Origin of the sequence: Robertmurraya massiliosenegalensis JC6 (assembly GCF_000311725.1) — a bacterium.
Lineage (GTDB): Bacteria > Bacillota > Bacilli > Bacillales > Cytobacillaceae > Robertmurraya > Robertmurraya massiliosenegalensis.
The window spans coordinates 583,845-610,598 of the sequence record NZ_HE978512.1 but is presented as its reverse complement, the minus strand read 5'-3'; the positions used below and the strand labels follow the sequence as shown (position 1 = coordinate 610,598).

Genomic DNA, 26,754 nt, shown 5'->3' with positions numbered 1-26,754 from the left:
CAATGGAATGGAGGGGGGAATATTTGTGACTTCACTTAATCTTTTTTTAACAGTTTTGTCACCCCAAAAACCGTTATCATAGATATAGGAATCAACAAAATAATTAGGAACAGAGCGAGTAGATCTGTAGTTGGGTTAAAAGGAACAAATCGATTAAAAATAAATCCACCTAGTTGAAAATATAGATAAAATAGAATAAGGGTGAGTAAAAATTCGAGTAATCGCTTTTTCATCGATGAGCACCTCGTGTAAATTGATTATTCATATTTTACCATGTTTTAAAAAAAGAACAGGGAAGTTGGTTTTATTTGATGAAAGGGGACGATGAAGTTGGATCAACGAATGAAGGACTTTATGGGTAAAAATAGCTCCTTTAGTGCAGAAGAAATGGAAGCCATTATGAAGGACCTTGTGATAGAATCATATGAAAAAAATACGATTCTTCTCAAACAAGGAGAAATATCAAGCAAATGTTATTTTGTCCTAAAGGGGTGTGTGCGTCAATATTTCATTGATGCGGATGGCAAAGAGGTAACGGTTAATTTCTTTACAGAGGAACAAGCTGTTGTCCTTTTTAAAAGCTATAAAAATAAAGTGCCCAGTGATTATTTTCTAGCTTGTAATGAGGAATCTACTCTTGTTGTTGGGACTCTTGAATCGGAAGAAACGATGTATCGGCAATTCCCAGTTCTTGAGAAGTTAACGAGGGACATGGTTGAAGAAAATTTTGGAAAGGAACAAGATGAAAGAGTTCGTTTCATCGCACAAGCTCCAGAGGAGAGGTATCAACTCCTATTAAAGCAAAGGCCAGAACTTATCAATCGTGTTCCTCAGCATCAGTTAGCGAGTTATCTTGGGATTACGCCTGAATCCTTAAGCAGAATCAAAAGGAGAATATCTCAAGGGTCATGATCTATCGTTTTCCACCCTTCATTAACATCCAGATCCCTAACCCTAGCTCCCCAATGGCCATCGGTAGACTCAAAATGGATTCAAGATTTCCTGTTACCTTCTCCAATTGAGGTAGAAAAACATCCATCGTGTGAATTAGCATATAGCTTACAGAAGCAATAAGCATGAGAATCGCCAGTATTTTTGGGATGAAATGAGCTTTTATCATCATCCACCCAATCAACAAAAGATGAAAAGCAAAGATAATTAAGCCGAAAGACCATATTTTTTCATAGGACATAACAGACAACATGACAGAGGAGGATATGTCCTCTATTTGATAAGAACGACTCCCATTTAAAAGGATCGGTATGTGTACCAATTGAAAGATAGCTACTCCGAGAAAAGCGGTATACATCAGACGAAACCATGCTGCGAGTAATGAAAGATGTTTATGAATGGGCTCAAAGAAGATGTACAGGGACCAGGACAGGATCAGATCAAGGATGAGGATAAGGAGCCAACTGAAAATACCTGCCTGAAAAAGGAACATCGATTCTTCGATATTACGAACTGTCCTGAGTGCATCGCCATCAACAATTAAACGAGTACTTACAATCCCCACTGAAAACATGGCCAAAAGAGCCATCATAATCATGGAAAATCCTGTTATCATCGCCATTTTCCGAAGTGTTGTTTTTTCTGTTTCATATACATGCATCAAATCTCCCTCCCCTATATGTTGAAGATAGCATAGGGAGTTTTTTTGTTTCATTGACTTAAGTTAAGGAAACCAAAAAATAGGCGTGAACCTCTTATAGATTGACGCCATTCTTCAAATATAAACGTAATTATGAACGCAACCAGGAAGTTGCAAGGAGTAAAGCACCTTTGGCAGCCTCTGTTTCAGCAAATTCATTAAGCATAACAAAATCATGAATGATTCCTTGGAAGCGAACGGCGGTAACAGGGACTCCTGCTTCGCGAAGTTTATTTGCGTATGCTTCACCTTCGTCACGTAGGACATCAGCTTCAGCCGTGATCACTAGTGCTTGTGGTAAACCAGTTAATTGTTCTTTTGATGCGCGGAGAGGAGATGCTGTAATTTGTGCTCGATCTGTTGGATCTGTTGTGTATTGATCCCAAAACCATTGCATTCCATCTCTTCTAAGAAAATAACCTGTTTCAAATTGGTGATAAGACTCAGTATCAAAGTCAGCATCTGTCACTGGATAGAAGAGAAGCTGCTTGCTGATTTTTGGCCCTTTACGTTCTTTCGTCATTAAGGTAATAGCCGCAGCCATGTTTCCACCGACACTATCCCCTGCAACAAAAAGATGGTCGATATCAAATTGTTGTTGATCGGCTTCCGCTTCCACCCATTTAAGTACCTCATAAATTTCTTCAATGGCAATAGGGTATTTCGCTTCTGGAGAAAGACTATATTCTGGAAACACAACAATCGCATTCGTTTCGACAGCTAGCTTACGAGTAAGACGATCATGTGTATGGGAGTTTCCAAATACCCAGCCTGCACCATGTATATATAAAATGACAGGCAATTTAGTATCGGAATTATCAGGGCGTACAATTCTTACTTTAATTTGTTTTGAAATGTCACTATGAATCGTCATATCTGAAATTAGAGTGTGAGGTTTATCGATTTCTCCAGATTGTACAGAGTCCACCACTTTTCTACCTTCAACGGGGCCTAAATCAAATAAGTATGGTGGGTTTGCTGTAGCCTCAATAAAGTTTTGTGCCGCTTTTTCTAAAGAAAGATTTTTTTTCATTTTGAACAACTCCTCTTTTTATATTGCGCACAATTAAATTGTGTATAATCGAATGATACTACCAGTGAATTAAGTTGTCAACAATTAAATTTTGCAAAATTAATATAAAGAAGATGATAATTTGACGCTAGTTAATTTTGTCCATTATAATTTGATTCATAATAATGGTTCACAACTAGTTTGAAGGGAGAATCTTAATATGGAAAAAAAGTATGAATTTACAACGCTTGAAGACCATCTCTGTTTTTCTTTATATGCTTGTTCGAGGGCTATTCTTCGTTTATATAGACCTTACTTAGATGAGTTAAAACTAACCTATCCTCAATATTTAGTTTTGGTTGTACTGTGGGAGCGGAAGGAAGCAACGGTTAAGGAGCTAGGTCAATTACTGGATCTTGACTCAGGCACACTTACTCCAATGTTAAAAAGAATGGAAAGCTCGCAGTTGATAGAGCGGATGAGAGATCCAGCAGATGAGAGAGTAGTTATCGTGCGAATAAAAGAAGAGGGATTGGCATTACGTGATAAGGCGCAATGTATCCCCCAATCACTTATTGAGGCGACGGGAATGTCAGTGGAAGAAATGAACGCCTTTAACCAGGCAGTAAGAAAGCTATCAAATGTGGTCATTACTAAATAAGGCTCTTTCGCAAACATGGTTGCTTTTGGAAAGCAATAAGAAACAAAATGCCCGATTTAGGGAGTGAAAAGTGCCGTCGCACACTTCATATATGGCCACAACCGTGATCTAAGGGGAAAAACCAGCTTCTGAGTTTTTACAAATAACCACGATCTACACGAAAACAGTGATAAATAAAGCCTTAAATATGCTAACTGGGGTTTTTTGAAGTTCTTTGAGCTTCGAGAAGCCTTTTATTAATTTATTCCCTTTAAAAACTTTAGGAAATCTTAAGAAGTAGCATCCTTTTTTCTTAAGAACTCATTCTTATACTGAATGTATATTTCAAGTATGAGGTGATGAAAGATGGAAATGATCACTTTTTTAAATGAGTTTGTAAAGTTCCCAAGAAATACTGGAGCAATAGCACCTAGTTCAAATAAATTAGCAAGGAAAATGGTAGACTCGATTCTTTTTAATGAAGCGAAAGTTATCGTAGAATTAGGCCCTGGAACAGGAGTGTTCACAAAGGAAATCATGAAACAAAAGAAAAAAGAAACGCTATTAATTCTTATTGAGATTAATGAGAATTTTTATAGAAATTTGCAGAAAAAATATGAACATGATGAAACTGTACAAGTTTTTCATGGGTCAGCAGAAAATATAAGAGAGTATATGACAGAACTCAATATTGAAGCAATTGATTATGTACTGTCAGGACTGCCTTTTACCTCTTTACCATTAGATGTATCAAAGAGGATTCTTGAAAATAGTAAGGAGTTACTTGTTCCAAAGGGCAAATTCATTACTTTTCAATATTCTCTTGTAAAAAAAGCATTCATTCAAGGGTACTTTCCCTCGATTTCAAAAAAAAGTATGGCTTAATTTCCCGCCAGCATTTGTTCTTTCATGTAAAAATGAATGAATTTAGGCGTAAGAATCATTATGAGATGCCTGCGTCGATGAATATATAAGCAAGGAGAGAGCAATGAAGAATACAACGAGTATTTTGATCGTGGATGATGATGCGGAAATTCGTAAATTAATTAAGCTCTATCTTAAAAATGAAGCGTACCGCATTATTGAAGCGGAAAATGGTCTTGAAGCGATTGACATTATGGAAAAAGAAAGTGTTGACTGCTTGATTATGGATATTATGATGCCGAAATTAGACGGTGTAGAAACACTTATGAAAATACGGGAAGAGAGAATTGTTCCCGTTATTTTACTGTCTGCAAAGGGAGGAGATATGGACAAGATTACGGGTTTAAGTCTCGGTGCTGATGACTATGTAACAAAGCCGTTCAATCCTCTTGAATTACTTGCAAGAGTTAAGGCGCAGATTCGTCGGTATAGGCAATTCCAAAATAATCGTGACAAGCAAATGGATATCATCACGATTCGAAATCTTGAAATTCATCGGGACTCTAGACAAGTGAAAGTCAATGGACAAGAGATTGTCTTTACCCCTAGGGAGTATGAAATCTTAGTTTAACTAAGTGAAAATCCTAATAGAGTTTTTAGTAATGAACAAATTTATAAGAGCATTTGGAAAGAAGATAGCTTTGGCTCAGAAAATACGGTTATGGTGCATATTCGTAATATTCGCGAAAAACTTACAAAAGCCTCTGAAGAACGTTTTATTGAGACTGTTTGGGGAGTGGGGTATAAAGTGCAATGTTAAAAAATAGGCTTTTCGCAAGTCTGCGTACAAAGCTTCTTGTGAATATAGTAGTTAGTATGTTCATTAGTACCGTTCTATTCATTTTTTTAAACAATTCATTACTTTATGAAATGTTTGTTGAAAAAATTTCTTTTATCCAGTATCAATCCTATATGAGGTGGGTATTTCTTTTAAGCATTGTGGTGTTCATCTTCATATTTTCCATTATTTTTCGGCAAACGCTCCATTATATTAGAGAAATGGAACGGGGCATTAAGAGGATGGCGTCAGGTAATTTTGATCGTTTAATAAAAGTTAAAGGATGTGATGAGTTAGCTTCCTTATCTCAAAATATTAATAAGATGGCAAGTGAACTGAAGCAAAAGTTTGAAGATGAAAGGCAGCTGGAGAAAGAGAAGACCGAACTTATCATGAATGTCTCCCATGATCTGCGTACACCGCTGACATCCATGCTGGGCTTTCTTCAGGCAATTAAAGAGAAACGTTATGAATCTAGTGAGGAACTTGAGGAATATGTAGACATTATTTATCAGAAATCTAAAAGGTTGCAAAATCTAAGTAATGATTTGTTTGAGCTAACGAAGTTGACAAGCTCAGGCGTTCAACTAGATAATCAATGCGTCTCCTTAAACATGGTGATACAACAACTTTTGAATGAATATGAATCAAGTTTACCGAAGGATGTTCATTTAAGGAAAATCCTCTCATCCGAAGAAATTATCATTCATGCAGACATAGAGAAATTTATACGATTGCTGGAAAACTTAATTTCCAATGCGATTAAACATGGTCTTCGTCCAGGTGAAATTGTCATTGAAACGAGAATAGAGAATAACCAACTTGCAGTGATTGAAATCGCAAATCGTTCGCATGAAATAACGGTTGAAAAACTGAACAATCTTTTTAATCGCTTCTACCAAATCGATCAATCACGCTCAAAAGGTGGTTCTGGTTTAGGGCTTGCTATTGTGAAAAGCATTGTTCAGATTCATCAAGGAAAAGTGAATGCATCATTTAAAGATGGTTATTTTTCGATTACGATCGAATGGCCTTTAGCGTCTGAGAAAAACTTAATTTTAGAATAAGAAAAAACACAAGATTACTCTGATGGCGAGAACCTTGTGTTTTTTTGTTTAATAAGTTGTGCTAACTGAACTAATCCAGATTCGAGTTGTTCCATTGAAGCGTATGAATAGGAGATTCGAAGGTGCTTGTGGTTTTGTTTGTCATAGATAAAGCCTGGATTTAAAAGAATTCGTTCTGTAAGCGCTCGTTCGAATAATGTTCGTGTCGATGTATCTATTGTTAATTGTAGCCAGATATAAAAGCCACCTTGCGGAATATTCCATGTGGCGATTTCTGAGAAATAGTTTTGTAAAATTTGCAGTGTGAAATCCCTTCTCGCTTTTAGCTCTGCCCTGATGTCCTTCAAAAAATGCTCATATAAGCCACTGCTAATCCATTTTTCTACTGCAAATTGGGAAAGCGAGCTTGAGCCATAATCCGTTTGCATCTTAATATCAGCTAATCGATCAATGACGGGTTCAGGGCCAACAACCCAACCGATTCGTAGCCCTGGGCTTAATGTTTTTGAAACACTTCCAATATACAAGACATTTCCTTGAGGATCCTTTGCTTTTAAAGGACTGGGAGGTGGGACATCAAACCATAATTCACGATAAACATCATCCTCAATAATTGGCAATGATGCGTTTTGGGAGACTTTTAATAGTTCTGCCCGTCTGCTCTCAGACATGACTGCTCCAGTTGGGTTATGAAAAGAAGGAATCGTATATAATAGGGCCGCTTCGCGCTGGCGTTTTAAATATTCGATCTCATCGCATTTGATCCCATCCATATCTAATGGCACCCCCAATAAATTCATTCCTGCAGATTGGAAAACATGTATGGAATTCAAATAGGAAGGTGTTTCGTGAAGGATAGTGGAACCTCTTTCTAATAACCCGATTGAAATTAATTGTAGCGCTTGAAGTCCGCCAGAAACGATCAAAATCGATTCAGGAGATGCTACAATCTCTTTCGAATGTAAATATTTACTGATTGCTTGACGTAAAGATAAACGGCCCTTTGGCTCCACATATCCAAGTGAAAAGTTCTCATCGTAATGATCGTGAAAAATTTCTGCCATTTTTTTATTAGGTAATAAATCGGGAGATAATTCACCGGTACCTAAGCGGATAATCGTTGGATCCGCCTCCGCTCTATTAATCTCTTGAATCATGTCGATGTTTGGTTTATAAATGCCTGAAGACACGTAACTTTTCCAATCAGGGGATGATGTTGATGAAAGGAGACTCCAAGTATTGTTGACGACTTCAGTCCCACTTCCGACTTTCGTTTGTAAAAGTCCATCGGCAATCAAGCCTTCAAGCGCATAAACGACGGTACTTCGATTTACATCAAACTGTTTTGCCAAGCTTCTTTGAGTTGGAATCTTAGTTCCTACTGTCCATTCTCCGTACATAATCTTTCTTTTTAAATAATCATAGATTTGTTGATGTAACGGAACAGATGATTTTTTTTCTGGTTTCCAGTGTAATTCTTGCATAAGGGCCCCTCTATTTTTTAAAAGTTTTCTTTATTTTAGCAGATTGGTTGGGTCGGGGACCATCCAATTGGTTGCAGACAGGACGTTTATGATCCAGTACTCTAGAAGAAAAGTGGAGGACAACGAGATGCAAGCACTTATTCATGGAATGCTCTTAGCATTTGGCTTAATTTTGCCGTTAGGGGTTCAAAATGTCTTTATTTTCAACCAAGGGGCTACCCATAAGAAACTGATACAGGCGAGTCCAGCTATTTTGACAGCAGGTATTTGTGATGCCATTCTAATTCTGTTAGCGGTGCAGGGAGTCTCATTAGTCGTATTGAATTTTGAGTGGTTAAAAGTAGCCCTATTTTTAATTGGTTTAATCTTTTTAATCTATATGGGATTTGTCATGTGGAGAAGTAATCCTGAACAGAAAAATGGCGAACAAAAGCGATTTTCCGCAAAGAGGCAAATGACATTTGCTGCGTCAGTCTCCTTGCTTAATCCCCATGCGATTATGGATACGATTGGAGTAATCGGCACGAGTTCACTTGCGTATACAGGAGAAGATAAGTGGTTCTTCACGATGGCATGTATAACGGTCTCATTTGTTTGGTTTCTCTTCTTAGCGATTCTAGGAAGAAAAATAGGACAGCTCGATCGTGATGGCAAGTTGTTAAAACGAGTGAACCAACTATCTGCCCTCATTATTTGGGGGATGGCGACTTATTTGGGCTATCAGATTATTATTTAAAGTTGTAAAACTACTTCACAGATTGAATCCTTCCATTTAGTATAATATAGTAGATTAGTAATAATTTTACTTGAAGGAAGTGGAAGTTTTTCATGTGGAGTATTATTGCAGTTGTGATGATTGGACTACTACTTACTTGCTTAACACTATATAACCATAATAAAAAGCTGCAGCAGAAGGTAAATTATTTACAGCCTATTATTGAAACAGTAGAAAATGTACGTGATATTATCTATTACTGTGAAACAGTGCCGAAATTAAACTATCGTTACTTAAGTTCCACTGTTAATGAACTTATTGGACCGAATACATTAGAGGAACATCTACTTAATCCTGAGAAAATATTTGATATCGTTCATCCAGATGATCGTGAAATTTTGATGAAAAAGAGGAAAGGTACGCTGAATTTTTCTGATCCTATTAAAGTGAGATTTAGGAACCATCATGGCCAATATATATGGTTTGAGGAATATGCTACACCCGTATTTCAGGAAGGACATTTTGTTGCCGTACAAGGTGTTTTCCGGAACATTGATGAAAAAGTAGCCTTACAGCAGCAATTAGAATATAAATCGTCTCATGATGCACTAACAAATCTATATAATCGTGAATTTTTTCAAACAATGATGAAGGATTATGATGAAAATGAATATACTCCAATAGCAGTCATCGTGGCTGATTTAGATGAGTTGAAGTTTGTTAATGATCGGTATGGGCATCAAATCGGGGATGCATTAATACAAGAAACGGCGATACGTCTTAAAACCCACGCACAAGAAGACGCAATCATTGCTCGTATAGGTGGCGATGAATTTGCAATTCTTCTTCCAAATGTGAGTATTTTGCAAACAGAAGAATTTATAAAAGATGTCCGGTTTGAAATGGGACTTATTGGAGAGGGGCCAGCCCTTTCTGAGATTAAAATATCGATCGGATATGCATACGGTGCTTCTTCGAAAGGGGTAATGGAGCAACTATTAAAGGAAGCAGATGCAAAAATGTATCGTGAGAAAAATGGCAAAAAAGAATGCCCTTCTCCAGAAAAATCACTTCTGTTCGTTAAGTGAGGAAATGATAAAAGAGAAGTTGTTTTATCCCCATTCAGGATTTTGTTAAAGAGGCAGTGTCAGTTAAGACACTGCCTCTTTGTCATATAAGTTATGCTGCCGTTTCAATTTTTATCTGTCGCTCTTTACTTATGATTTTGTATATATACCAGGCTGTGACAACCAATGTAATGCTTAATCCAATCATGACAGAAACGTGATAATTTAGATGGAAACCTTCCGGAGCATAGAAAATGTAAGTCCCAACAACCCCTGTCATAAATAAAGCAGGAATCCCGCAAATCCAATGGAATTTTCCTTTGCGTAAACAATAGACGGTTGCTGCCCAAAGTGTTACTGTTGCAACGAGTTGATTGGACCAGCCGACATATCTCCATAAAAAAGAGTAGTCAATGGTAGATAAATAAAATGCAGGAATTGCGACAGGAATGGAAAAGTATAAGGCCTGCTTCCAATCGGTTTTCTTATTTCCATTTACCATTTCTTTTAAAATCATCCTGGATGAACGTAGAGCTGTATCCCCTGTTGTGATCGGTAAGATAATCACACCTAATACGGCTAAAATGCCACCTAATGTTCCTAAAAGGGAAGTGGAAATTTCGTTTACTGCACCAGCGGGGCCCCCCGCAGCAATGGCTGCTTGTAATCCTTCTGTTCCGTTAAAGAATGTCATCCCTGCTGCTGCCCAAATCAGGGCGATCACTCCTTCACCGATCATGGCTCCGTAAAATACTTTACGACCATCACGTTCGTTTTTAAGTGTTCTAGCAACAATGGGACTTTGCGTACAATGGAATCCAGAGATTGCTCCGCAAGACACCGTAACCATTAATAATGGCCAAATAGGCAGTTCTTGTGGATGAAGATTAGCCAGTGTGAGATTAGGAATAGGTGTGTCGAAAAATAATAGAGCGCCTCCGATGGCGACGGCCATGAAAATTAAGATTGCACCAAAGAGGGGATAGATTTTGCCAATAATTTGATTTACCGGCAGGATTGTTGCTAGTAAAAAGTAAGCAAAGATCATGATAAGAACGGTACCAAATGACAACGAAGTAAGTTGGGAAATTAATTGTGCAGGGCCAGCCGTAAAGGCAGCTGCAACAAGAATCATTAAAACAAGAGAAACAATATTAATGATAAATTTCATATTTTTCCCTAAATAACGTCCGATTAGCTCTGGATATTGAGCACCGTTGTGACGAAGGGACATCATGCCGGAAAAATAATCATGAACCGCCCCAGCAAATATACAACCAATGACAATCCAAATGAACGCAACAGGTCCATACAAAGCACCCATTAATGCACCGAAGATCGGACCAAGTCCAGCAATATTCAATAATTGGATAAGCCAGCCCTTCCACCATGGCATCGGCACATAGTCAAGACCATCTTCCTTCGTATAGGCAGGTGTTTTTTGCTCAGGATCGATCCCGAAAATGCGCTCGACGATTTTTGCATATACGACATAGCCTAAAATTAAGAGTACAATAGATGAAAGAAATGTAAGCATATAAGAAGCCCCCTGATGATGAAAACTTAAATATTCAGAAAATAATTATTATACTAACAAAAATAACTCAAATCATCAATCATTTTTTCAGAAAAATAAAATAATGTCTGTTTTTGGTAGAAGAGTGTGGATAAAACAATAAGTTCATATATGAGGGGAAGGGTTTTGATGTGTAGAAAAGTAAAACAAGCGCAATCCATTTCGGAATTGCGCTTTATTTATTTTACATTTTTTTAGAGTTCAGGTTCCTCAAAATCGCCAGGAACATCAACTAATGTGATGATATCTCGAATATCATCTATGGAAAGAGTATTTGCAATTTTTTCAATATGCTCCAGTTGAATTCGTTCTCGTTTCCCGTTAGCGAGTTCACTCAATGCCGCTCTGCGGATCCCTGTACGTATGTGGAGTTCACTAATTGACATATTGTATTTATGGAGTAAATCATTAACACGGATGACTACTTTCTTCACTATTTTCCACCCTTCCACTCATTTCATTCTAAAGTTGACTGTACACTTAAGCGTACAATATAATAAAGGTATTGTATGTACGTATAAGCGTACATATAAATGGTGAACTTGATGAATTTATTCTTGCTTCCAATCTGTCTTTCAGAAGTCAGATTATTATGTAGTAAAAATAATTTATTAGGAGGGGAATATGTTTACGGGATTTAAGAATGAAGACATTATGCGTACATATCAGCTTGCTGTTCAACTGAAGCTTGACCAAGACTTTATTCAAATTCTTAAAGATGAAATGGAGCAACGGGGACTTCAAGTTGAGGAAAACATGGGAAGGAATAGAGTAAAGAAATAATCACCGACCAAAGTCTTAATCAAGACTGTTTTCGTACGGATTGTGGTTTGGAATGGCTCTAGTGCCAGCCATTCCGTCTTATACTAGGAGTCGTTACGCACAAAGTAAATAGCTCTTTTTTTGTTGTTTCATTTATGGAGCAACAATTTTTTTCCGTATGATCATTTCTGCAACAACGAGATTGATCATCCAACAAAGCCAAACCGCAATCATATAGGATGTTCCATAAGGAATATGAGTGATGTGATGAGCAATTGCGACAATGATATAGATCGTCATATTGGCAAATGACAGAAAGAAGCTACGAATCATCCATTGACTATGAGGTACAATCTTTTTATTTTTAATATGCCAATAGCCCAAGAGCGTCGTACCGAGCCACAGAATATTTAAAATAAGAAATCCGACTGTACTTGGCCAACCACCGGTTGCGAAAAACGAGACATATACTCCAGGAATGAAATTGAGAATAATAGAAAGGACGTATAATCGTCCATTCCAACGGTGAAATTTTATAGATTTCACCCTTATTTTTTTAAGAATTCCCAATGGTCCAGTAAGAAGGGAAATGACGGCTAACAAAATATGGACACGAATCATCGCGATCCAAAGGGATTGATTGTGTAAAAGCGAATCTTTTCTCGACATAAAGGATTCAAACATCGGATCAACCATAAAGTTTTTCGATAATGTATGGAGAATCCACATGAATGGAACGATGATAATCATAATTTTAATGAATTTTTTCAAAATCTTTCCTCCCTGGATGCTTAAACAAATAAATTTCGATTGGTCATAATGAAGATGGCCACTATGATGAATAGACATAGGCACCATCCATAACACGTTAACGTTGTACGGTGTTCAAGTAAGTACATCTCAGGTTGTTCAGCTTGCATTCCTTTTTTTAACTGTCCAAGTAACATGCCCATTAAGCCACCAATGAGGATGAGCAGTATCATGGCAACGATAAGCCATAGAGTTGATGGATAGGAAGAATACATCATCGTCATCCAAACTCCTGAAACCAATAGAAAAACTAAGGCGTAATGCCCCCCTCTAGAAAATGCCAAAATAGTGGTCAGAGTAGTCTTTAATTCATGCCCCTTTAGAGCAAATAGACGATGCAAAATAAAGGGGTACGAAAGAAATACCCCTAAAAATAAAGCACTTATGATATGAAAAAACACTAGGATTGAATACAATGTGATCACTCCCATTTACGAGATTCGTACTCCAGTTAGTTTAGATGGTGGTAACATCCCAGCCTTCGCTTCACCCGTCATGCGGTTTCTGTCTATCGATACGCAAAACTTTAAGGTTAGACGCATCGGCTTCGTTACTTTCATGGACCATTTTAATTGATGCTCTTCTAGTATGAGATGATCCAAAGGTACGGTATCACTCCCATGTTTCCCATTTCCAACCAATTGTCCGTTTATTCTGTCTATCTCAAACATGACGGAAAGTTTGCCAATCGGAGTGGTGATCGTTGTATCCCATTTTCCTAGAAAATCAGTATTGTCTTTTGTTGATATGGGGGGATGAGTTGCTTCTATGATCGGATCATTATGGAGTTCTATAGGTGTTTTTCCTTCAGCTTTCCAAACTGTCCCTCTCCGTTCATATTCGAATAGTTGCTCAACGGCATGTGCAATTTGGGGTCCTAATTCTCGTTCAACTAAATAGAGCGCAAGATCGAGCCCAGAAGTAACACCACCTGCTGTGATCAGATCTCCATCATCTACGATTCGTGCCTTCACAGCAATGGCATTAGAGGCGTTCAAAAGCTCCATTCCCATATGATGAGTAACAGCATGGCGTCCTTCTAATAGATCAGTCATGGCTAAAATAAGAGAGCCGCCACATACAGTAGAAAGAAGGATATCGGGTTTTTCTAGGACGTTCTTTAGCAACATCCCTAATTCGCTTTCAGCCGCTTTTTTTAATTTGACTGGGATGGAATCGAGCCCGTGATCATGTACAGAGCCAGATGCACCTGGAATCACAATAATTCCTTTCTTATTTATATTTAATTTATCGGTTGCTTGAAGCTGAACGTGATTCACTCCGCTTGTCACGAGTCGTTCTCCTTCTGCTGACACAAGCTTGACCATTAATTCCTCGTCCGTGTACATTGCCGCCGCCGTAAAAACTTCATAAGGAGCAATGGCATCTAGCAAATCAAATCCATCGAATAGTACAATTTGAATCTCCATTTTGGTAACCTCCGTTACTTTATCTTAATTTCTGTACTGCTAGAATAACGAGTAGTTATCTCAAATGGTCGATCAAAAGGATCACAAAATAATCACAATGGGACTGCTTTCGTAAGTAAAATGATAAACTAAGGGTAAATTTTAATTGGCAGCGAAAGTAAGGTGGGAGTTCGTGAAGGATATACAAACCATTTTAGTAGTGGATGATGATAATAGTATCGTTGATCTCATGAGAGACTTTTTAGAAATGGAAGGATTCCAAGTCGCAACCGCCAATGATGCACAACAGGCTCTAAAGGTTATAGAGAACCAAACTATTGACGCCATGATCCTCGATATTATGATGCCAGGGCAAAATGGTTTTGAGCTATGTAGACAGATTCGGCTGGAAAATAATGTCCCGATCCTTTTCTTAAGTGCGCGTAGTGATGATGTAGACAAGATTCGCGGGCTCGCACTTGGAGGAGATGATTATATCGTGAAAACAGCTTCACCAGGGGAGATTGTGGCAAGAGTAAAGGCAGTATTAAGACGATTTAATTCTCAGATGGCTGCGAAATTCAAGATTTTAGATTACGGGCGACTAACGTTGGATTTGTCCACAAGAGAGGTATTGGTAGACGGACGACCCATTTCATTAACACCGAAGGAGTATGATTTACTCCAATTGTTTGCCGAACACCCCAAATTTGTTTTTTCCTATGAGCAATTATTGGAGAAATTCTGGGAAGGAGTCGGTGATAAGCACACAGTTCGTGTTCATTTAAGTCGCCTTCGTGAAAAAATCGAGCCCAATCCAAACGAACCGCATTTTATCGTCAATGTTTGGGGCGTAGGCTATCGTTTTAAAGGGGAATAACATGAAAACAATTCGAATTCGTACATTTACCATTCTATCCTTACTTCTCATCCTCACATTTCCATGGGTATTTTATGTTGCTACCCATTTACTTGTAATGAACACATGGAGCATTGGAAAAGTTTCTATAACACAAACGGATTCCAAAATGACCTTAATGATTGGAGTGCTTATCGGCTTATTTCTCGCCTTCCTATTCGTCTGGGGAATGTATCGAAAGTATATTCTCAAACCGTTAGAGCATATGAGTCAAAGTGCTAGGCAAATTGCGGAAGGAGATTTAGAGGTCCAGTTGTCCACATCACGCATTACAGAAATTCGAGATGTTCATGAGGGATTTAGCGTGATGGTGAAAGGGCTAAAGGAATCTTTTCAAAAGCAGACGGAGTTAGAAGATGAAAGAAGATTTGTAATTGCCGCATTGGCTCATGATTTGCGTACTCCGTTATTTGCCTTAAGAGGCTATTTAGAAGGTTTGGAAAAGGGAATTGCTGATACTCCAGATAAGAGAGCTAAGTATCTAGCTGTTTGCCAAGAAAAATCTGCCCAACTCGATCAACTAGTTGAGGACCTTTTTACGTTTACGAAGTCTGAATTCCATGGCTCGGATCTCCATAAGGCTGAAGTTAATGTTTTCCTCATTTTACAGAGGTCGATTGAAAATATTGGCCTACAAGCTGAACGAAAGAATATTAGAATTGAGTTGGATTATGTAGAAAATAGTATGTCTATAATGGGGGATGCCCATTTGCTAGAACGTGCGATGAATAATCTATTAGATAATGCGGTTAGACATACGCCAAGTCATGGGAAGATTTATGTGACAAGTAAAAAGGAAAATGATAAATTCATCTTCTCCGTTCAAGATACAGGGAGAGGCTTTTTGCCAGGTGATTTTGAACATGTCTTTGAACCACTTTATCGTGGGGAGTCATCGAGAAATCGCTCAACAGGAGGAACGGGTTTAGGATTGACCATTTCAAGGCGAATCATCAGACAGCACGGTGGAGATTTAGTGGCAGGAAATCATCCTGATGGAGGTGCAGTAATAACAGGTTGGCTACCGATAGAGAATAAATGTTCACCATAAAGCACGAATTTTCCTCTTTCTCGACCTACTTTTTGTTATAGTAATATATAAAGAAACCATTTTAATTGTGGAGGAAATCAAATGAGTAATTTGCCTAATTGTCCAAAATGCCAGTCTGAATATACATATGAGGATGGAGCCCTTCTTGTTTGTCCAGAATGTGCGCATGAATGGGCACTAAGTAGTGACGGGGAATACGGGGAAGAACAGAAAGTCTTTAAAGATGCCAACGGAAATGAATTAAATGATGGAGATACAGTGACGGTCATTAAAGACCTGAAAGTTAAAGGAAGCTCATCTGTCTTAAAGCAAGGAACGAAAGTGAAGAATATTCGTTTAGTCGATGGTGACCATGATATTGATTGTAAAATTGATGGATTTGGCGCTATGAAACTGAAAACAGAATTTGTAAAGAAAATCTAAACGAAATGCAGCGGACGAAAGCAATCCGCTGTATTTTTTTATTGTCCAAGAGTTTATAAGTTCCCTCGACCTGTGGATAAGTGTTCGTATAAACAGTTGGCGTATCGCTATGAAAAAATAACAGGAAAAATTCCGCTTAATAAGCAAACATCATGAAAAAGAGCCGAAATAACAGGAGAAATTCCTGCTATTCCTTCAAAAAATGCCAAAATAAACGATTTTGCTCTCCATAAGCGGAAAATCTTCCGTTATTTCTCCTAAAAGGGACTCCATCGAGGAGATAACAGGAAAAATTCCGCTTAAGGGTGAGAGATGTTTGGATCAAATTCGTCAAACCGGAAGCTTCCTACATTTTGTAGGATCTTTTTTATGGAAAACTGCTTCAGAATGTAGAGGCAGACCGGGATTGCGCAGGTTTTCTAGGGTTATGCGTACCTTTCGGTGATCATTGCGTAGGATTTCCGATTAATTGCGTACCTTTCGGGATTAATTGCGCATTTCACCAGATTCGTCTGTAGAAAAATAACGCAGGGAAATTTCCCAGCAAACGGGAAGATTCCCGAAAAACGATCGATAGTCCATTATCCTTTGATTGTATTGAAAACGTTTTCTGAAGATCGGATAATGCAAGTGTAAGGCAATGAATAAAACAACGAAGTCAATTTCAACATGCATCTTTTTCAATGGAGAAACAAATATCTACTGGTTATAGCCTCATACTAGAAGATATAAAGATGTTCGTTTCTTAATGGGACAAGGGCATGGAAGAAATGGATTAAACAAAAAAGAGGTGATTGTCTTGGAAAAAATTCAACGTTTTGGCGGTGCCATGTTTACACCGGTCTCATTATTCGCTTTTGCAGGTATTATGGTCGCCCTTACGATTATTATGCAAAACCCATTAATCGTTGGTGGTCTCGCAACGGAGGGGACAACATGGTATAGCGTATGGAATGTTCTAGAAGGTGGAGCTTGGACGATCTTTAATCAGATGGAATTGCTCTTTGTCATCGGACTTCCAATTGGTCTAGCAAAGAAAGCAAATGCTAGAGCGGCGATGGAAGCATTGGTTGTTTATTTAACATTTAATTATTTCGTTTCAAATATATTGCAATATTTTGGCTCAACATTTGGAGTCGACTTCGCAGCTGAAGTTGGCGGAGATAGTGGTCTTAAAATGATTGCAGGAATTAAAACATTAGATACTAGTATTTTAGGTGCTATCGTGGTCGCATCCATTGTCGTTTGGTTGCACAACAAATACTTCGATACAAAATTACCAGACTGGCTTGGGATTTTCCAAGGTTCTGCATATGTGGTCATTATCGGATACTTCGTCATGATTCCGGTTGCTCTATTGACTGCTTGGTTATGGCCAATGGTACAAACAGGAATTTCTTCCCTACAAGATTTCATGGCAACATCCGGAACATTTGGAGTATGGCTCTACATTTTCTTGGAGCGACTGCTAATTCCAACGGGCTTACATCATTTTGTCTACGTTCCATTCAACTTTGGACCGGCAATTGTTGAAGGCGGTCTTCAAAAATACTGGATGGAAAATATCGTCCAGTTTGGTCAATCAACAGAGTCATTGAAGACATTATTCCCTGAAGGTGGATTTGCCTTACACGGAAACTCTAAAGTGTTTGCAGCACCGGGAATTGCATTAGCATTTTACTTTACAGCGAAAAAGGAAAACAGAAAGAAAGTGTTGGCGCTTATTTTACCAGTAACATTAACAGCCGTTGTTGCTGGGATTACAGAACCATTAGAATTCACATTCCTATTCTTAGCTCCTGTATTATTTGTTATCCATGCGTTACTCGCAGCAACAATGTCTGCAACGATGTATGCGTTTGGAGTAGTTGGAGACTTTGGTGGCGGACTATTATCGATGGCATCAAAGAACTGGATTCCACTTTTCTCTAATCATTGGGGAACATATGTAACACAAATTGTTATCGGACTTAGCTTTACCGTTATCTATTTCTTAGTTTTCCGTTTCTTAATTCAGAAATTCAATCTAAAGACGCCTGGTAGAGAAGAGGCAAATGAAGAAGCGAAGTTATTTACGAAGAAGGATTACAAAGCAAAAAAGGCCGCTGAAAAAGGGGAAGCATTAGCGACTGCAAATGGCGGAAATCAGTATACAGAACAAGCTGGACTGTTTTTAGAGGCATTAGGTGGCAGTGATAATATCGAAACCATCAGTAACTGTGCGACAAGATTAAGAGTGAGTGTGAAAGATATTAATCTCGTCCAACCAGACGAAGCTTTTAGAGCCGGCGGAGCCCATGGAGTGGTTAGAAACGGCAAAGCACTTCAAGTAATCGTTGGACTTTCAGTTCCTCAAGTAAGAGAACAATTTGAACTCTTGGCACACCAAGGAAATTGAAGAGTTAAGGCAGAGAAACATAAATAAACATCAAGGGAGAGATATTCATGAAAAAATTCTCAGTCACCATTGCAGGCGGAGGTAGTACGTATACACCAGGTATCGTTTTATTAATGCTAGATAATCTGGATAAATTCCCCGTTCGCCAAATTAAACTATATGATAATGACGAAGCAAGACAGAAAATTGTCGCAGATGCATGTGAGATTTTGATTAAAGAAAGAGCACCAGAAATCGAGTTTGTGGCAACAACGGATCCAGAAACAGGATTTAGTGATATTGACTTTGTAATGGCGCATATCCGTGTCGGGAAATACGAAATGCGGGAATTAGATGAGAAGATCCCATTGAAATACGGTCTTGTTGGGCAAGAAACGTGTGGGCCTGGTGGAATTGCTTACGGAATGCGTTCTATCGGTGGCGTAATTGAAATGGTCGATTATATGGAGAAATATTCACCAAATGCGTGGATGCTCAACTATTCGAATCCAGCGGCGATTGTAGCGGAAGCGACAAGAAGATTGCGTCCAAATTCTAAAATCCTTAATATTTGTGATATGCCAATCGGAATTGAAGCAAGAATGGCAAAAATATTAGGACTTTCATCTAGAAAAGAAATGAACATTCGCTACTATGGTTTAAACCATTTTGGTTGGTGGACAGATATTCGTGACCAAGAAGGAAATGATTTAATGCCACAATTAATCGAACATGTGCAAGAGAATGGTTATGATGTTGGTATTCACAGTGATGGTAGCTGGCAACGAACATTCCAAGCAGCAAAGGATACACAAGCGCTTGATCCGAAAACATTACCGAATACGTATTTAAAATATTATTTCTTCCCTAATCAAGAAGTGGAGCATTCTGACCCGAATTATACGCGAGCCAATATGGTCATAGATGGTCGAGAAAAGAATGTATTCTCTGAATGTAACCGTATAGTGGAAGCTGGAACATCAGAAGGGACAACATTAAAAGCGGGAGATCATGCTTCTTATATCATTGATTTAGCACGTGCAATTGCTTACAACACCCATGAAAGAATGTTGTTAATTGTAGAAAACAAGGGTGCTATCTCTAATTTTGATGAAACGGCGATGGTTGAAGTACCATGTGTCGTTGGAGCGAATGGACCTGAACCATTAACACAAGGTGAAATTCCTCGTTTCCAAAAAGGATTAATGGAACAGCAAGTTGCTGTTGAAAAATTAGTGGTAGAAGCATGGATGGAGCAATCCTATCAAAAATTATGGCAAGCATTAACGCTATCAAGAACTGTTCCAAACGCAGAGGTGGCAAAACAAGTATTAGATGAATTAATTGAAGCCAATAAAGCGTACTGGCCAGAATTGCATTAATCAAAAAAAGGGGAGAAGTCGAACGAGCGGCTCTCCCCCTATTTGTAAACTGGTATTTATTATGCTCTCTCCCGATAAAAGGCTATAATAGAATTGTTATGCGATTTGTTGGAGGGAATGAGTATGCTTCAGGATTTAATCAACAAACATTATGATAAATTAACAGAAAATGATTTAGAAACATTACAATATGTTCTCAATCATATCGATGCCTGTAGCAATATGAGTATAATGGAATTGGCAAAGGCATGTGCTATGTCTAAGTCTTCAATCTTACGAATGACACAGAAATTAGGCTTTAGTGGTTATAGTGAGTTTAAGTATAGTCTAAAAAACGAACAATTAGAGATGAAAGAACATCAAAATCTATTTGACATTCAAGTAGAAGAGATCGAGATGACAAGGAAATTATTTAAACAGAATCAAATGGAACCGGTTTATCAGCATATCCATGAGGCAGAAACCATTTATGGCTTTGCAACTGGCTGGGGTCAAAAGAATGCAATGGAAGAGTTATCACGCAATCTCATTGCCTGTGATAAAAAGATGTTCATTATCCCAGCAGAACGGGAATTTGATATTCTTCTTTCTCGAATTAAGCAGAACGACCTTGTCATGATCATTTCATTAAGCGGTGATGTGACCAATATTATGAATAGTGTTAGGCAACTCTCTTTCCGAGGGGTTCCGACACTTTCAATTACTAGCTTCAAAAATAATAAGCTAGCAGAACTTTCTACGTACAATGTTTACTATGAGTCGACAAAGCTTGGGCGATATTATGGTTTTGAACATCGATCCTTTATCGGGTTATTTTCTATTCTAGACCTTATTTATAGAGGATATTTGAATTTTGCGCTTGAAAAGGAGCGAGACGATAATGAAGATACAACAGAATAACACAAACAAATGGTATACAACAATCCTCATATTATCGGTACTGATTCCCATTCTCTATGTGGTTTATTTATTTTTAGTCATACAGGGTAGCGAGCAATCAATTGAAGGTTTTTTGAATTCACAGCCCATCTATGCGGTTATTATGTTGATTGGTTTTATTAATCCGATATGGGGTCATTTTCTTAATCAAATCCCAAAAGAGGAACGAGTGAGAAAAGGGAGAGGAGACCGATTCCTTACGTTTATGCTGATTTCTCAATTAGTTGTAGGGAATATCATTATGGTGATTCTTGCTTTTTTAGCAAAAAGAAAGCTCCCATCCACTTCAATTCCACAACCATTAACAACCGTTGAAAAGCTAGTGGCAGGAGTTCTCCTTGTATTATCACTATTTGCTGGATTTATTTTATTAAAATTAACAATCTTTTCATAAGAAAGGTGGTCATTTTTTATGTTGTCCAAATTATTTGGTAAAAAAGAGACGAAAGTTCCCATTTATTCACCTGTGGATGGAGAGATCATTCCATTATCAGAAGTGCCAGATCCAGTTTTTTCTCAAAAAATGATGGGAGATGGTGTTGCGATTAAACCTTTAAATGGGACAGTTGTTTCCCCAATTGAAGGGAAAATCGTTCAAGTGTTCCCAACAAAGCATGCCGTAGGGCTTGAAACGAAGAATGGCGTTGAAATCTTAATCCATATCGGACTTGAAACTGTCGAGATGAATGGTGAGGGCTTCGAAGCTCATGTAGCAACAGGAGATTCTGTAAAACCTGGAGACAAATTAATTACCTTTGATCCAGAGTTAGTGAGAGAGAAAGCTGCTAGTGATATGATTCCTGTCATCATCACAAACACGGATCAAATGCAGTCGATTTCGAAAAGTGAAAAGCAATCTGTCCGTGCCGGTCAGGATGAAATCTTAACTATAGAAGTAAAATAATGATCGAACGTAACGCAAGTGAAGATGGATATCTTCACTTTTTTTGTATCAAAAATGAGTACTGTTAAATGATTTGAGGTCATTCCAAGAAGTATTTGGGATGACTTTTTTAATATATTTATTCAATATTTTACATTATTTAATAATATAGGTTTGACAATAGTGTATGACGCACAGTATTATAAAAATAGGAGTTGATGATATGAACGATACAAATGAACATTTAGATAAATTAATGCAGGAGTTAAGAAGAGGGACACTGACAATTGGCGTCTTAAGTCAACTGTTCGAACCACAGTACGGTTATTCTCTTGTAGCTTCCTTAGAGGAGAGGGATTTCCCGGTGGAACCGGGGACCTTGTATCCTTTACTTCGCAGATTAGAAAAGCAAGGACTTTTGGAAAGTAAATGGGATACAAATGAAGCCAGACCTCGGAAATATTATCTTCTGAGTGAAACGGGAAAAGAAGTTTTTGAACAACTTGTTGTCGAGTGGAAAAGTATGGTGGAAAGCTTAGATACACTGCTTGAAAACAAAGGAGGTAATTAAATGGAAACCATTGAACGGTATATTTACGCAGTGACACAAAAACTCCCCCATTCACAAAGGGATGATATTGCTAAAGAGCTGCGTAGTTTAATTGAAGATATGCTTGAAGAACGAGTGCAAGATGGTCAAGGGATAGAAGAGCATGTAGAGGAAGTCTTGCTGGAGTTAGGGGAACCACGGAAATTAGCAGAAAAATACCGAGAAAGTAAGCGCTATTTAATTGGTCCAGAGTTATTCGATCCTTATATGATGGTATTAAAAATTGCATTAATTTCCACTGGGGCTGTTATTGGAGTGGGGTTTATCATCAACATTATTTTGGATCCACCTTCTATTTTACAATCTTTCATTTCTTGTATCATTTCCTTAGTAACTGGCCTACCGATGGCTTATGGCTGGACGACATTTGTATTTGCGATGATTCAATTTTCAGCTGAGAAAGAGTTGAACAAGACGACTAAGAAGATAAAGCAAGGCTGGGCACCTTCTGATTTACCAGCAATTCCAGATCCAAAAGGGCAAGTAAAGCGAGGAGAAGCAATAACTGGAATAGTAATTCTAATTATTTTATTGGTGATATTCGGATTTTCTCATGAGTACTTCGGTGTGTGGTTCTTTGAAGATGGGAAGTTTCGTAAGGTAATTCCAATTTTTAACGAAGAATTGTATGGTTATTATTTCTTTTTTATTGTATTGATGTTCGGTTTTGGGATCATAAAGGAATGCGTGAAATTAATTTATGGAAGATGGACGATGAAGCTTGTTCTATTTACAACTATCGTAAATATCATTTCCTGTATTGGTTTACTATTCATCATTGCAGAGCCGGCTATTTGGAATCCAAACTTTATGAATCAATTAATTGAAAATGGGCTTATCTCTTCTGGGAGTGAAGCTTATAATGTAGTTAAGGTTATTTGGGAGAAAACGACAATCTGGCTATTTATTCTATGGTTACTAGCATTAGTTTGGGATGCTGTTGATGGTTTCTTAAGAGTGAGGAAAAGTAAATAATGTTTGTTAACGTCAAAGCACAGTGAATGATAAGATTCATTGTGCTTATTTGTGCTGGAAAATAGTTGTTATTTCATAAATCTTGGCAGAATGCGAGTTGTTTGCTAGAATTATTGATTGTGGCTCACCTATTTTTTAGGGAGAGCGGGTAGGGAGAGGGCTAATTGAATAGTTAGGTATTATAGATGTTTAATCAACTTTTTCAACTGGAAAAGAATGAGACAACGATCAAGCGGGAGCTGCTAGCAGGAATTGTGAGCTTTTTTACGATCGTCTATATTATTGCGGTCAATTCTCTGATTCTATCAGAAGCGGGAATTCCATTAGAAGCGGCAATTTTAGCGACGATTATCACCTCTTTTGTAGGTTGCTTACTGATGGGTTTTTGGGCAAATGTTCCGATTCTCCTCGTACCAGGGATGGGCGTGAATGCCTTATTTTCGTACACCATTGTTCAATCGATGGGGATGTCATGGCAAGAAGCACTAGCCGTTGTCTTTGTTTCAGGGATCATTTTTATGATCGTGGCATTCTCACGCTTTTCTAAAACACTGAGTGAGGCAATTCCCCAGTCCTTAAAAGAAGCGATCACGATTGGACTTGGATTCTTTCTCATGCTCATTGGCCTTGAAAAGGGGGGCATTGTCGAAAAGGGTACCAATTCGATTATTGCATTAGGGGAGTTAGGCGAACCGCAAGTGCTGGCAACGGTGTTCACATTTCTCATAGCGATCATTTTATTTTTACGCAATGTACCTGGAAACTTTCTCATTACAGTCGTGGTGGGAACGGTGCTGGCTTGGGCTTTTGGACTTATTGATTTCCAGCAATCAGAGGCAGACGCCTTTTCTCTTTCTGATTATATGGGGGTATTTGGGGCCTTGTCTTTTGACAATATCCTCTCATTAGGTTTTTGGATTGCGGTCTTTTCCTTAACGATGGTGCTCGTCTTTGAAAACATCGGATTGGTACATGGTCATGTTTCTTTCATTAATCGTTCAGACCGATTTTCCCGTGCATTTCAAGCTAATTCGGTATCTGTCTTTCTATCCGGTCTGTTTGGTTCAAGCCCGACAGTAGCAACAGTAGAAAGTACCGCAGGAATGGCTGCAGGCGGAAGAACAGGTTTAACGACTGTGACGACCGGTCTTTTGTTTCTTCTTTCCGCATTTTTTATTCCGGTCATTAAACTGATCCCGAATAGCGCCGTTGCGCCGATCTTGATCATTATTGGTGGATTAATGCTGCAAAACATTCGTAATCTGAATTTAGGAGATTTGAGTGAAAGCTTTCCAGCGATTTTTATCATCGCCATGATTCCTTTCACGTACAGCATTGCAGATGGAATTGCCGTTGGATTCATTTTGTATCCGATCTTGAAAATTGCGATTGGAAAAGCGAAAGAAGTCTCGGTGACGCTATACGTCATTGCCAGTCTATTTCTTTTCAACTTTGTTTTTCATATAATGGGTTAATCAAAAAAGCTCTCCGGGATCCTGGAGAGCTTTTTTTGAACGATAAATCATGATTTCTATAGCGGCTCTAAGAGAGATTCTAGTATCCGATCTATCACTTTTGCATAGTGATGGGTCCTGTTATCAATGTACTACTTTTAATAGGAATATCGGTATGAAAACATAACAGGAAAAATTCCGCTTAATGAGCAAGCATCATGAAAAAGAGCCGAAATAACAGGAAAAATTCCTGCTATTCCCTCAAAAAATGCTCAAATAAACGATTTTGCTCTCCATAAGCGGAAAATCTTCCGTTATTTCCCCAAAAAGGGACTCCTTTGAGGAGATAACAGGAAAAACTCCGCTTAAGGGGGAGAGATGGTTGGCTCGAATTAGGCAAACCAAAAGCTTCCTACATTTTGTAGGAGCTTACCATCACCAATTCGTATGAAAAAATCCTTCAGCATCTGTGCGCTCATACGTATGGGCACCGAAATAATCACGTTGTGCCTGAAGTAAGTGAGCGTTGGATCTTCCAGTACGATAGCTATCATAATAGGTCAAGGAAGAGCTGAGGCAAGGAAATGCAACTCCTGACACGATTCCCTCACAAACGACTTTTCGCAGTCCATTTTGATAATCTTTCATCTTCTCAGCAAAATAAGGTGCGATTAATAAATTTGCTAAACGATCTTGTTCTTCGTACGCTTCGCTGATTACATTTAGAAATTGTGCACGGATGATGCAGCCACCACGGAAAATGAGGGCAATATCTTTTAACGGCAGTTTCCAGTCAAAAAGCTCGGAAGTCATTTTATACTGGTTGAACCCTTGAGCATAAGCACAAATTTTCCCCATATATAAAGCTTGTCTGACAAGTTCCACCCATATTTGTTTATCTAGCAGAGACGGCTCCTGTTCTGGACCAGTTAAGAGCGATTGTGCCGTCATACGTTCCTCTTTTAAGGCTGAAATATACCGAGCAAAGAGGGATTCTGTAATGATTGATGTCGGGATCCCATGGTCAATTGCTTGGATACTCGTCCATTTTCCTGTTCCTTTTTGCCCCGCTTTATCGAGAATGACATCAATAAGTGGTTGTCCTGTTTTTTCATCCTTTTTTCTTAAAATTTCAGCAGTAATCTCGATTAAATAACTTTGAAGTTCTCCTGCATTCCATTCTTCAAAAATATCAGCAATTTCCTCAACCGATAATTGGAGCTTTTCTCGTAAAAACGTATAGGCTTCAGCAATGAGCTGCATATCTGCATACTCAATCCCATTATGGACCATCTTCACGAAGTGTCCGGCTCCTTTTGGGCCGATATACACACAGCATGGGTTACCATCCACTTGTGCAGCTATTTTAGTAAGAATCGGAGCAGCTTTTTCATAGACATCACGGTCTCCACCAGGCATAATAGATGGCCCTGTTAAAGCTCCTACTTCACCGCCGGAAATCCCAATTCCTAAATACCCAAGCCCTTTTTCCTTCAACTCATCATAGCGACGTTCGGTATCTTTATAATGGGAGTTACCACCATCCATGATGATATCTCCTTGTTCAAGATGAGGAAGCAAGGAATGGATGACTGAATCAATGGCAGCTCCCGCCGTTACCATCAAAAAGATTTTCCGCGGCCTTTCTAATGATTGGACAAAGGCATCAATTTCATAATAAGGAGTAACCGTTTGACCATTTAATTTCTCGGTGAGCTTATCTGTTAAATCTCGTGTGTAATTATAGACAGCTACTTTCTCGCCGTTGTTTGCCATATTTAAGGCAATATTACTACCCATAACTCCTAATCCAATAACACCAATCGTATTCAATATTCTCTTCTCC

Annotated in this window: 27 protein-coding genes and 2 pseudogenes; 19 read left to right on the top strand and 10 right to left on the bottom strand. The window is 38.4% G+C overall.

Going from position 1 to position 26,754, the window contains the following annotated elements:
* Window positions 1-35: 35 nt before the first annotated feature.
* Window positions 36-233 carry a hypothetical protein gene (locus BMSHG_RS09240; RefSeq protein WP_019154167.1) on the bottom strand — a complete coding sequence of 66 codons (198 nt, stop codon included), beginning with the start codon at window positions 231-233 and terminating at the stop codon, window positions 36-38.
* Window positions 234-330: 97 nt separating this feature from the next.
* Between BMSHG_RS09240 and BMSHG_RS09235 the strand changes: the two genes are divergently transcribed.
* On the top strand, window positions 331-912 hold the full coding sequence (locus BMSHG_RS09235; RefSeq protein ID WP_019154166.1) for a Crp/Fnr family transcriptional regulator: 582 nt from the start codon (window positions 331-333) through the stop codon (window positions 910-912).
* A gap of 1 nt (window position 913) precedes the next feature.
* Here the strand turns inward: BMSHG_RS09235 and BMSHG_RS09230 are convergent, their stop codons facing one another.
* Window positions 914-1,612 carry a DUF4386 domain-containing protein gene (locus BMSHG_RS09230; RefSeq protein ID WP_019154165.1) on the bottom strand — a complete coding sequence of 233 codons (699 nt, stop codon included), beginning with the start codon at window positions 1,610-1,612 and terminating at the stop codon, window positions 914-916.
* A gap of 130 nt (window positions 1,613-1,742) precedes the next feature.
* Complete coding sequence (locus BMSHG_RS09225; protein ID WP_019154164.1) at window positions 1,743-2,684, bottom strand: alpha/beta hydrolase; 942 nt, start codon at window positions 2,682-2,684, stop codon at window positions 1,743-1,745.
* A gap of 199 nt (window positions 2,685-2,883) precedes the next feature.
* Here BMSHG_RS09225 and BMSHG_RS09220 point away from each other — a divergent pair, with 199 nt between their 5' ends.
* From BMSHG_RS09220 to BMSHG_RS25985, 4 genes and pseudogenes are all read left to right on the top strand, one after another.
* Window positions 2,884-3,324 carry a MarR family winged helix-turn-helix transcriptional regulator gene (locus BMSHG_RS09220; RefSeq protein WP_019154163.1) on the top strand — a complete coding sequence of 147 codons (441 nt, stop codon included), beginning with the start codon at window positions 2,884-2,886 and terminating at the stop codon, window positions 3,322-3,324.
* Between the two features lie 345 nt (window positions 3,325-3,669).
* Window positions 3,670-4,228: pseudogene (locus tag BMSHG_RS25995) on the top strand (class I SAM-dependent methyltransferase).
* Window positions 4,229-4,291: 63 nt separating this feature from the next.
* Window positions 4,292-4,987: pseudogene (locus tag BMSHG_RS25990) on the top strand (response regulator transcription factor).
* Window positions 4,981-6,072 (top strand): HAMP domain-containing sensor histidine kinase, encoded by a 1,092-nt coding sequence (locus tag BMSHG_RS25985; protein ID WP_019154160.1) that lies wholly within the window; start codon window positions 4,981-4,983, stop codon window positions 6,070-6,072. Before BMSHG_RS25990 ends, BMSHG_RS25985 begins: the two are co-directional and overlap by 7 nt.
* Before the next feature lie 14 nt (window positions 6,073-6,086).
* On the opposite strand, the gene BMSHG_RS09200 is transcribed toward BMSHG_RS25985, so the two are convergent.
* The gene (locus BMSHG_RS09200; protein WP_019154159.1) at window positions 6,087-7,556 is read right to left on the bottom strand and encodes an aminotransferase-like domain-containing protein; all 1,470 of its coding nucleotides are present in this window, start codon (window positions 7,554-7,556) and stop codon (window positions 6,087-6,089) included.
* Between the two features lie 127 nt (window positions 7,557-7,683).
* Between BMSHG_RS09200 and BMSHG_RS09195 the strand changes: the two genes are divergently transcribed.
* Window positions 7,684-8,292, top strand: coding sequence for a LysE/ArgO family amino acid transporter (locus tag BMSHG_RS09195; RefSeq protein ID WP_019154158.1), 609 nt, complete (start codon window positions 7,684-7,686; stop codon window positions 8,290-8,292).
* 92 nt (window positions 8,293-8,384) lie between these two features.
* Window positions 8,385-9,359 (top strand): sensor domain-containing diguanylate cyclase, encoded by a 975-nt coding sequence (locus BMSHG_RS09190; protein ID WP_019154157.1) that lies wholly within the window; start codon window positions 8,385-8,387, stop codon window positions 9,357-9,359.
* A 91-nt stretch (window positions 9,360-9,450) separates the two neighbouring features.
* Here the strand turns inward: BMSHG_RS09190 and BMSHG_RS09185 are convergent, their stop codons facing one another.
* Window positions 9,451-10,875: a carbon starvation CstA family protein gene (locus BMSHG_RS09185; protein ID WP_019154156.1), complete on the bottom strand. Its 1,425-nt coding sequence runs from the start codon at window positions 10,873-10,875 to the stop codon at window positions 9,451-9,453.
* 233 nt (window positions 10,876-11,108) lie between these two features.
* Entirely contained in the window at window positions 11,109-11,348 is a 240-nt protein-coding gene (locus BMSHG_RS09180) for a helix-turn-helix domain-containing protein (protein WP_019154155.1), read from the bottom strand.
* 190 nt (window positions 11,349-11,538) lie between these two features.
* On the opposite strand from BMSHG_RS09180, the gene sda reads away from it, so the two are divergent.
* On the top strand, window positions 11,539-11,697 hold the full coding sequence (gene sda, locus BMSHG_RS27470) for a sporulation histidine kinase inhibitor Sda (RefSeq protein ID WP_019154154.1): 159 nt from the start codon (window positions 11,539-11,541) through the stop codon (window positions 11,695-11,697).
* A 132-nt stretch (window positions 11,698-11,829) separates the two neighbouring features.
* Here sda and BMSHG_RS09170 read toward each other — a convergent pair whose 3' ends face one another.
* The 3 genes from BMSHG_RS09170 to BMSHG_RS09160 form a co-directional block, all read right to left on the bottom strand.
* Window positions 11,830-12,447, bottom strand: a complete 618-nt coding sequence (locus BMSHG_RS09170; RefSeq protein ID WP_019154153.1) for a DUF2306 domain-containing protein — start codon at window positions 12,445-12,447, stop codon at window positions 11,830-11,832.
* Window positions 12,448-12,467: 20 nt separating this feature from the next.
* The gene (locus BMSHG_RS29050; RefSeq protein ID WP_235776346.1) at window positions 12,468-12,710 is read right to left on the bottom strand and encodes a hypothetical protein; all 243 of its coding nucleotides are present in this window, start codon (window positions 12,708-12,710) and stop codon (window positions 12,468-12,470) included.
* A 207-nt stretch (window positions 12,711-12,917) separates the two neighbouring features.
* Window positions 12,918-13,916, bottom strand: coding sequence for a DJ-1/PfpI family protein (locus BMSHG_RS09160; protein ID WP_019154151.1), 999 nt, complete (start codon window positions 13,914-13,916; stop codon window positions 12,918-12,920).
* A gap of 172 nt (window positions 13,917-14,088) precedes the next feature.
* On the opposite strand from BMSHG_RS09160, the gene BMSHG_RS09155 reads away from it, so the two are divergent.
* From BMSHG_RS09155 to BMSHG_RS09100, 11 genes are all read left to right on the top strand, one after another.
* Window positions 14,089-14,775: a response regulator transcription factor gene (locus BMSHG_RS09155; RefSeq protein WP_019154150.1), complete on the top strand. Its 687-nt coding sequence runs from the start codon at window positions 14,089-14,091 to the stop codon at window positions 14,773-14,775.
* Between the two features lies 1 nt (window position 14,776).
* Window positions 14,777-15,865, top strand: coding sequence for a sensor histidine kinase (locus BMSHG_RS09150; RefSeq protein ID WP_019154149.1), 1,089 nt, complete (start codon window positions 14,777-14,779; stop codon window positions 15,863-15,865).
* A gap of 81 nt (window positions 15,866-15,946) precedes the next feature.
* Window positions 15,947-16,288 carry a zinc ribbon domain-containing protein YjdM gene (locus BMSHG_RS09145; protein ID WP_019154148.1) on the top strand — a complete coding sequence of 114 codons (342 nt, stop codon included), beginning with the start codon at window positions 15,947-15,949 and terminating at the stop codon, window positions 16,286-16,288.
* Window positions 16,289-17,036: 748 nt separating this feature from the next.
* Window positions 17,037-18,686: an alpha-glucoside-specific PTS transporter subunit IIBC gene (locus BMSHG_RS09135; RefSeq protein ID WP_019154146.1), complete on the top strand. Its 1,650-nt coding sequence runs from the start codon at window positions 17,037-17,039 to the stop codon at window positions 18,684-18,686.
* A 47-nt stretch (window positions 18,687-18,733) separates the two neighbouring features.
* On the top strand, window positions 18,734-20,047 hold the full coding sequence (locus tag BMSHG_RS09130) for a 6-phospho-alpha-glucosidase (protein ID WP_019154145.1): 1,314 nt from the start codon (window positions 18,734-18,736) through the stop codon (window positions 20,045-20,047).
* Window positions 20,048-20,170: 123 nt separating this feature from the next.
* Complete coding sequence (locus tag BMSHG_RS09125; RefSeq protein WP_019154144.1) at window positions 20,171-20,947, top strand: MurR/RpiR family transcriptional regulator; 777 nt, start codon at window positions 20,171-20,173, stop codon at window positions 20,945-20,947.
* Window positions 20,928-21,380 (top strand): hypothetical protein, encoded by a 453-nt coding sequence (locus BMSHG_RS09120; protein WP_019154143.1) that lies wholly within the window; start codon window positions 20,928-20,930, stop codon window positions 21,378-21,380. Before BMSHG_RS09125 ends, BMSHG_RS09120 begins: the two co-directional genes overlap by 20 nt.
* 18 nt (window positions 21,381-21,398) lie before the next feature.
* The gene (locus BMSHG_RS09115) at window positions 21,399-21,890 is read left to right on the top strand and encodes a PTS sugar transporter subunit IIA (RefSeq protein ID WP_019154142.1); all 492 of its coding nucleotides are present in this window, start codon (window positions 21,399-21,401) and stop codon (window positions 21,888-21,890) included.
* A gap of 202 nt (window positions 21,891-22,092) precedes the next feature.
* Window positions 22,093-22,440 (top strand): PadR family transcriptional regulator, encoded by a 348-nt coding sequence (locus BMSHG_RS09110; protein WP_019154141.1) that lies wholly within the window; start codon window positions 22,093-22,095, stop codon window positions 22,438-22,440.
* The gene (locus BMSHG_RS09105) at window positions 22,441-23,454 is read left to right on the top strand and encodes an HAAS signaling domain-containing protein (protein ID WP_019154140.1); all 1,014 of its coding nucleotides are present in this window, start codon (window positions 22,441-22,443) and stop codon (window positions 23,452-23,454) included. It abuts the gene before it with no gap.
* A gap of 185 nt (window positions 23,455-23,639) precedes the next feature.
* On the top strand, window positions 23,640-24,929 hold the full coding sequence (locus BMSHG_RS09100) for an NCS2 family permease (protein WP_019154139.1): 1,290 nt from the start codon (window positions 23,640-23,642) through the stop codon (window positions 24,927-24,929).
* A gap of 414 nt (window positions 24,930-25,343) precedes the next feature.
* On the opposite strand, the gene gnd is transcribed toward BMSHG_RS09100, so the two are convergent.
* Complete coding sequence (gnd, locus tag BMSHG_RS09095; RefSeq protein ID WP_026073385.1) at window positions 25,344-26,744, bottom strand: decarboxylating NADP(+)-dependent phosphogluconate dehydrogenase; 1,401 nt, start codon at window positions 26,742-26,744, stop codon at window positions 25,344-25,346.
* Between the last annotated feature and the right edge of the window lie 10 nt (window positions 26,745-26,754).

What these genes read in the sequence shown, in the direction of transcription:
- BMSHG_RS09225 (WP_019154164.1), bottom strand. Translation starts at nt 2,684, where the DNA reads ATGAAAAAAAATCTTTCTTTAGAAAAAGCGGCACAAAACTTTATTGAG.
- BMSHG_RS09145 (WP_019154148.1), top strand. Translation starts at nt 15,947, where the DNA reads ATGAGTAATTTGCCTAATTGTCCAAAATGCCAGTCTGAATATACATAT.
- BMSHG_RS09195 (WP_019154158.1), top strand. Translation starts at nt 7,684, where the DNA reads ATGCAAGCACTTATTCATGGAATGCTCTTAGCATTTGGCTTAATTTTG.
- BMSHG_RS09120 (WP_019154143.1), top strand. Translation starts at nt 20,928, where the DNA reads ATGAAGATACAACAGAATAACACAAACAAATGGTATACAACAATCCTC.
- BMSHG_RS09220 (WP_019154163.1), top strand. Translation starts at nt 2,884, where the DNA reads ATGGAAAAAAAGTATGAATTTACAACGCTTGAAGACCATCTCTGTTTT.
- BMSHG_RS09200 (WP_019154159.1), bottom strand. Translation starts at nt 7,556, where the DNA reads ATGCAAGAATTACACTGGAAACCAGAAAAAAAATCATCTGTTCCGTTA.
- BMSHG_RS09130 (WP_019154145.1), top strand. Translation starts at nt 18,734, where the DNA reads ATGAAAAAATTCTCAGTCACCATTGCAGGCGGAGGTAGTACGTATACA.
- BMSHG_RS09230 (WP_019154165.1), bottom strand. Translation starts at nt 1,612, where the DNA reads ATGCATGTATATGAAACAGAAAAAACAACACTTCGGAAAATGGCGATG.
- BMSHG_RS09125 (WP_019154144.1), top strand. Translation starts at nt 20,171, where the DNA reads ATGCTTCAGGATTTAATCAACAAACATTATGATAAATTAACAGAAAAT.
- BMSHG_RS09185 (WP_019154156.1), bottom strand. Translation starts at nt 10,875, where the DNA reads ATGCTTACATTTCTTTCATCTATTGTACTCTTAATTTTAGGCTATGTC.
- BMSHG_RS09105 (WP_019154140.1), top strand. Translation starts at nt 22,441, where the DNA reads ATGGAAACCATTGAACGGTATATTTACGCAGTGACACAAAAACTCCCC.
- BMSHG_RS09100 (WP_019154139.1), top strand. Translation starts at nt 23,640, where the DNA reads ATGTTTAATCAACTTTTTCAACTGGAAAAGAATGAGACAACGATCAAG.
- BMSHG_RS09240 (WP_019154167.1), bottom strand. Translation starts at nt 233, where the DNA reads ATGAAAAAGCGATTACTCGAATTTTTACTCACCCTTATTCTATTTTAT.
- BMSHG_RS09110 (WP_019154141.1), top strand. Translation starts at nt 22,093, where the DNA reads ATGAACGATACAAATGAACATTTAGATAAATTAATGCAGGAGTTAAGA.
- BMSHG_RS09115 (WP_019154142.1), top strand. Translation starts at nt 21,399, where the DNA reads ATGTTGTCCAAATTATTTGGTAAAAAAGAGACGAAAGTTCCCATTTAT.
- BMSHG_RS09190 (WP_019154157.1), top strand. Translation starts at nt 8,385, where the DNA reads ATGTGGAGTATTATTGCAGTTGTGATGATTGGACTACTACTTACTTGC.
- BMSHG_RS09135 (WP_019154146.1), top strand. Translation starts at nt 17,037, where the DNA reads ATGGGACAAGGGCATGGAAGAAATGGATTAAACAAAAAAGAGGTGATT.
- BMSHG_RS09150 (WP_019154149.1), top strand. Translation starts at nt 14,777, where the DNA reads ATGAAAACAATTCGAATTCGTACATTTACCATTCTATCCTTACTTCTC.
- BMSHG_RS25985 (WP_019154160.1), top strand. Translation starts at nt 4,981, where the DNA reads ATGTTAAAAAATAGGCTTTTCGCAAGTCTGCGTACAAAGCTTCTTGTG.
- BMSHG_RS09160 (WP_019154151.1), bottom strand. Translation starts at nt 13,916, where the DNA reads ATGGAGATTCAAATTGTACTATTCGATGGATTTGATTTGCTAGATGCC.
- sda (WP_019154154.1), top strand. Translation starts at nt 11,539, where the DNA reads ATGTTTACGGGATTTAAGAATGAAGACATTATGCGTACATATCAGCTT.
- BMSHG_RS29050 (WP_235776346.1), bottom strand. Translation starts at nt 12,710, where the DNA reads ATGACGATGATGTATTCTTCCTATCCATCAACTCTATGGCTTATCGTT.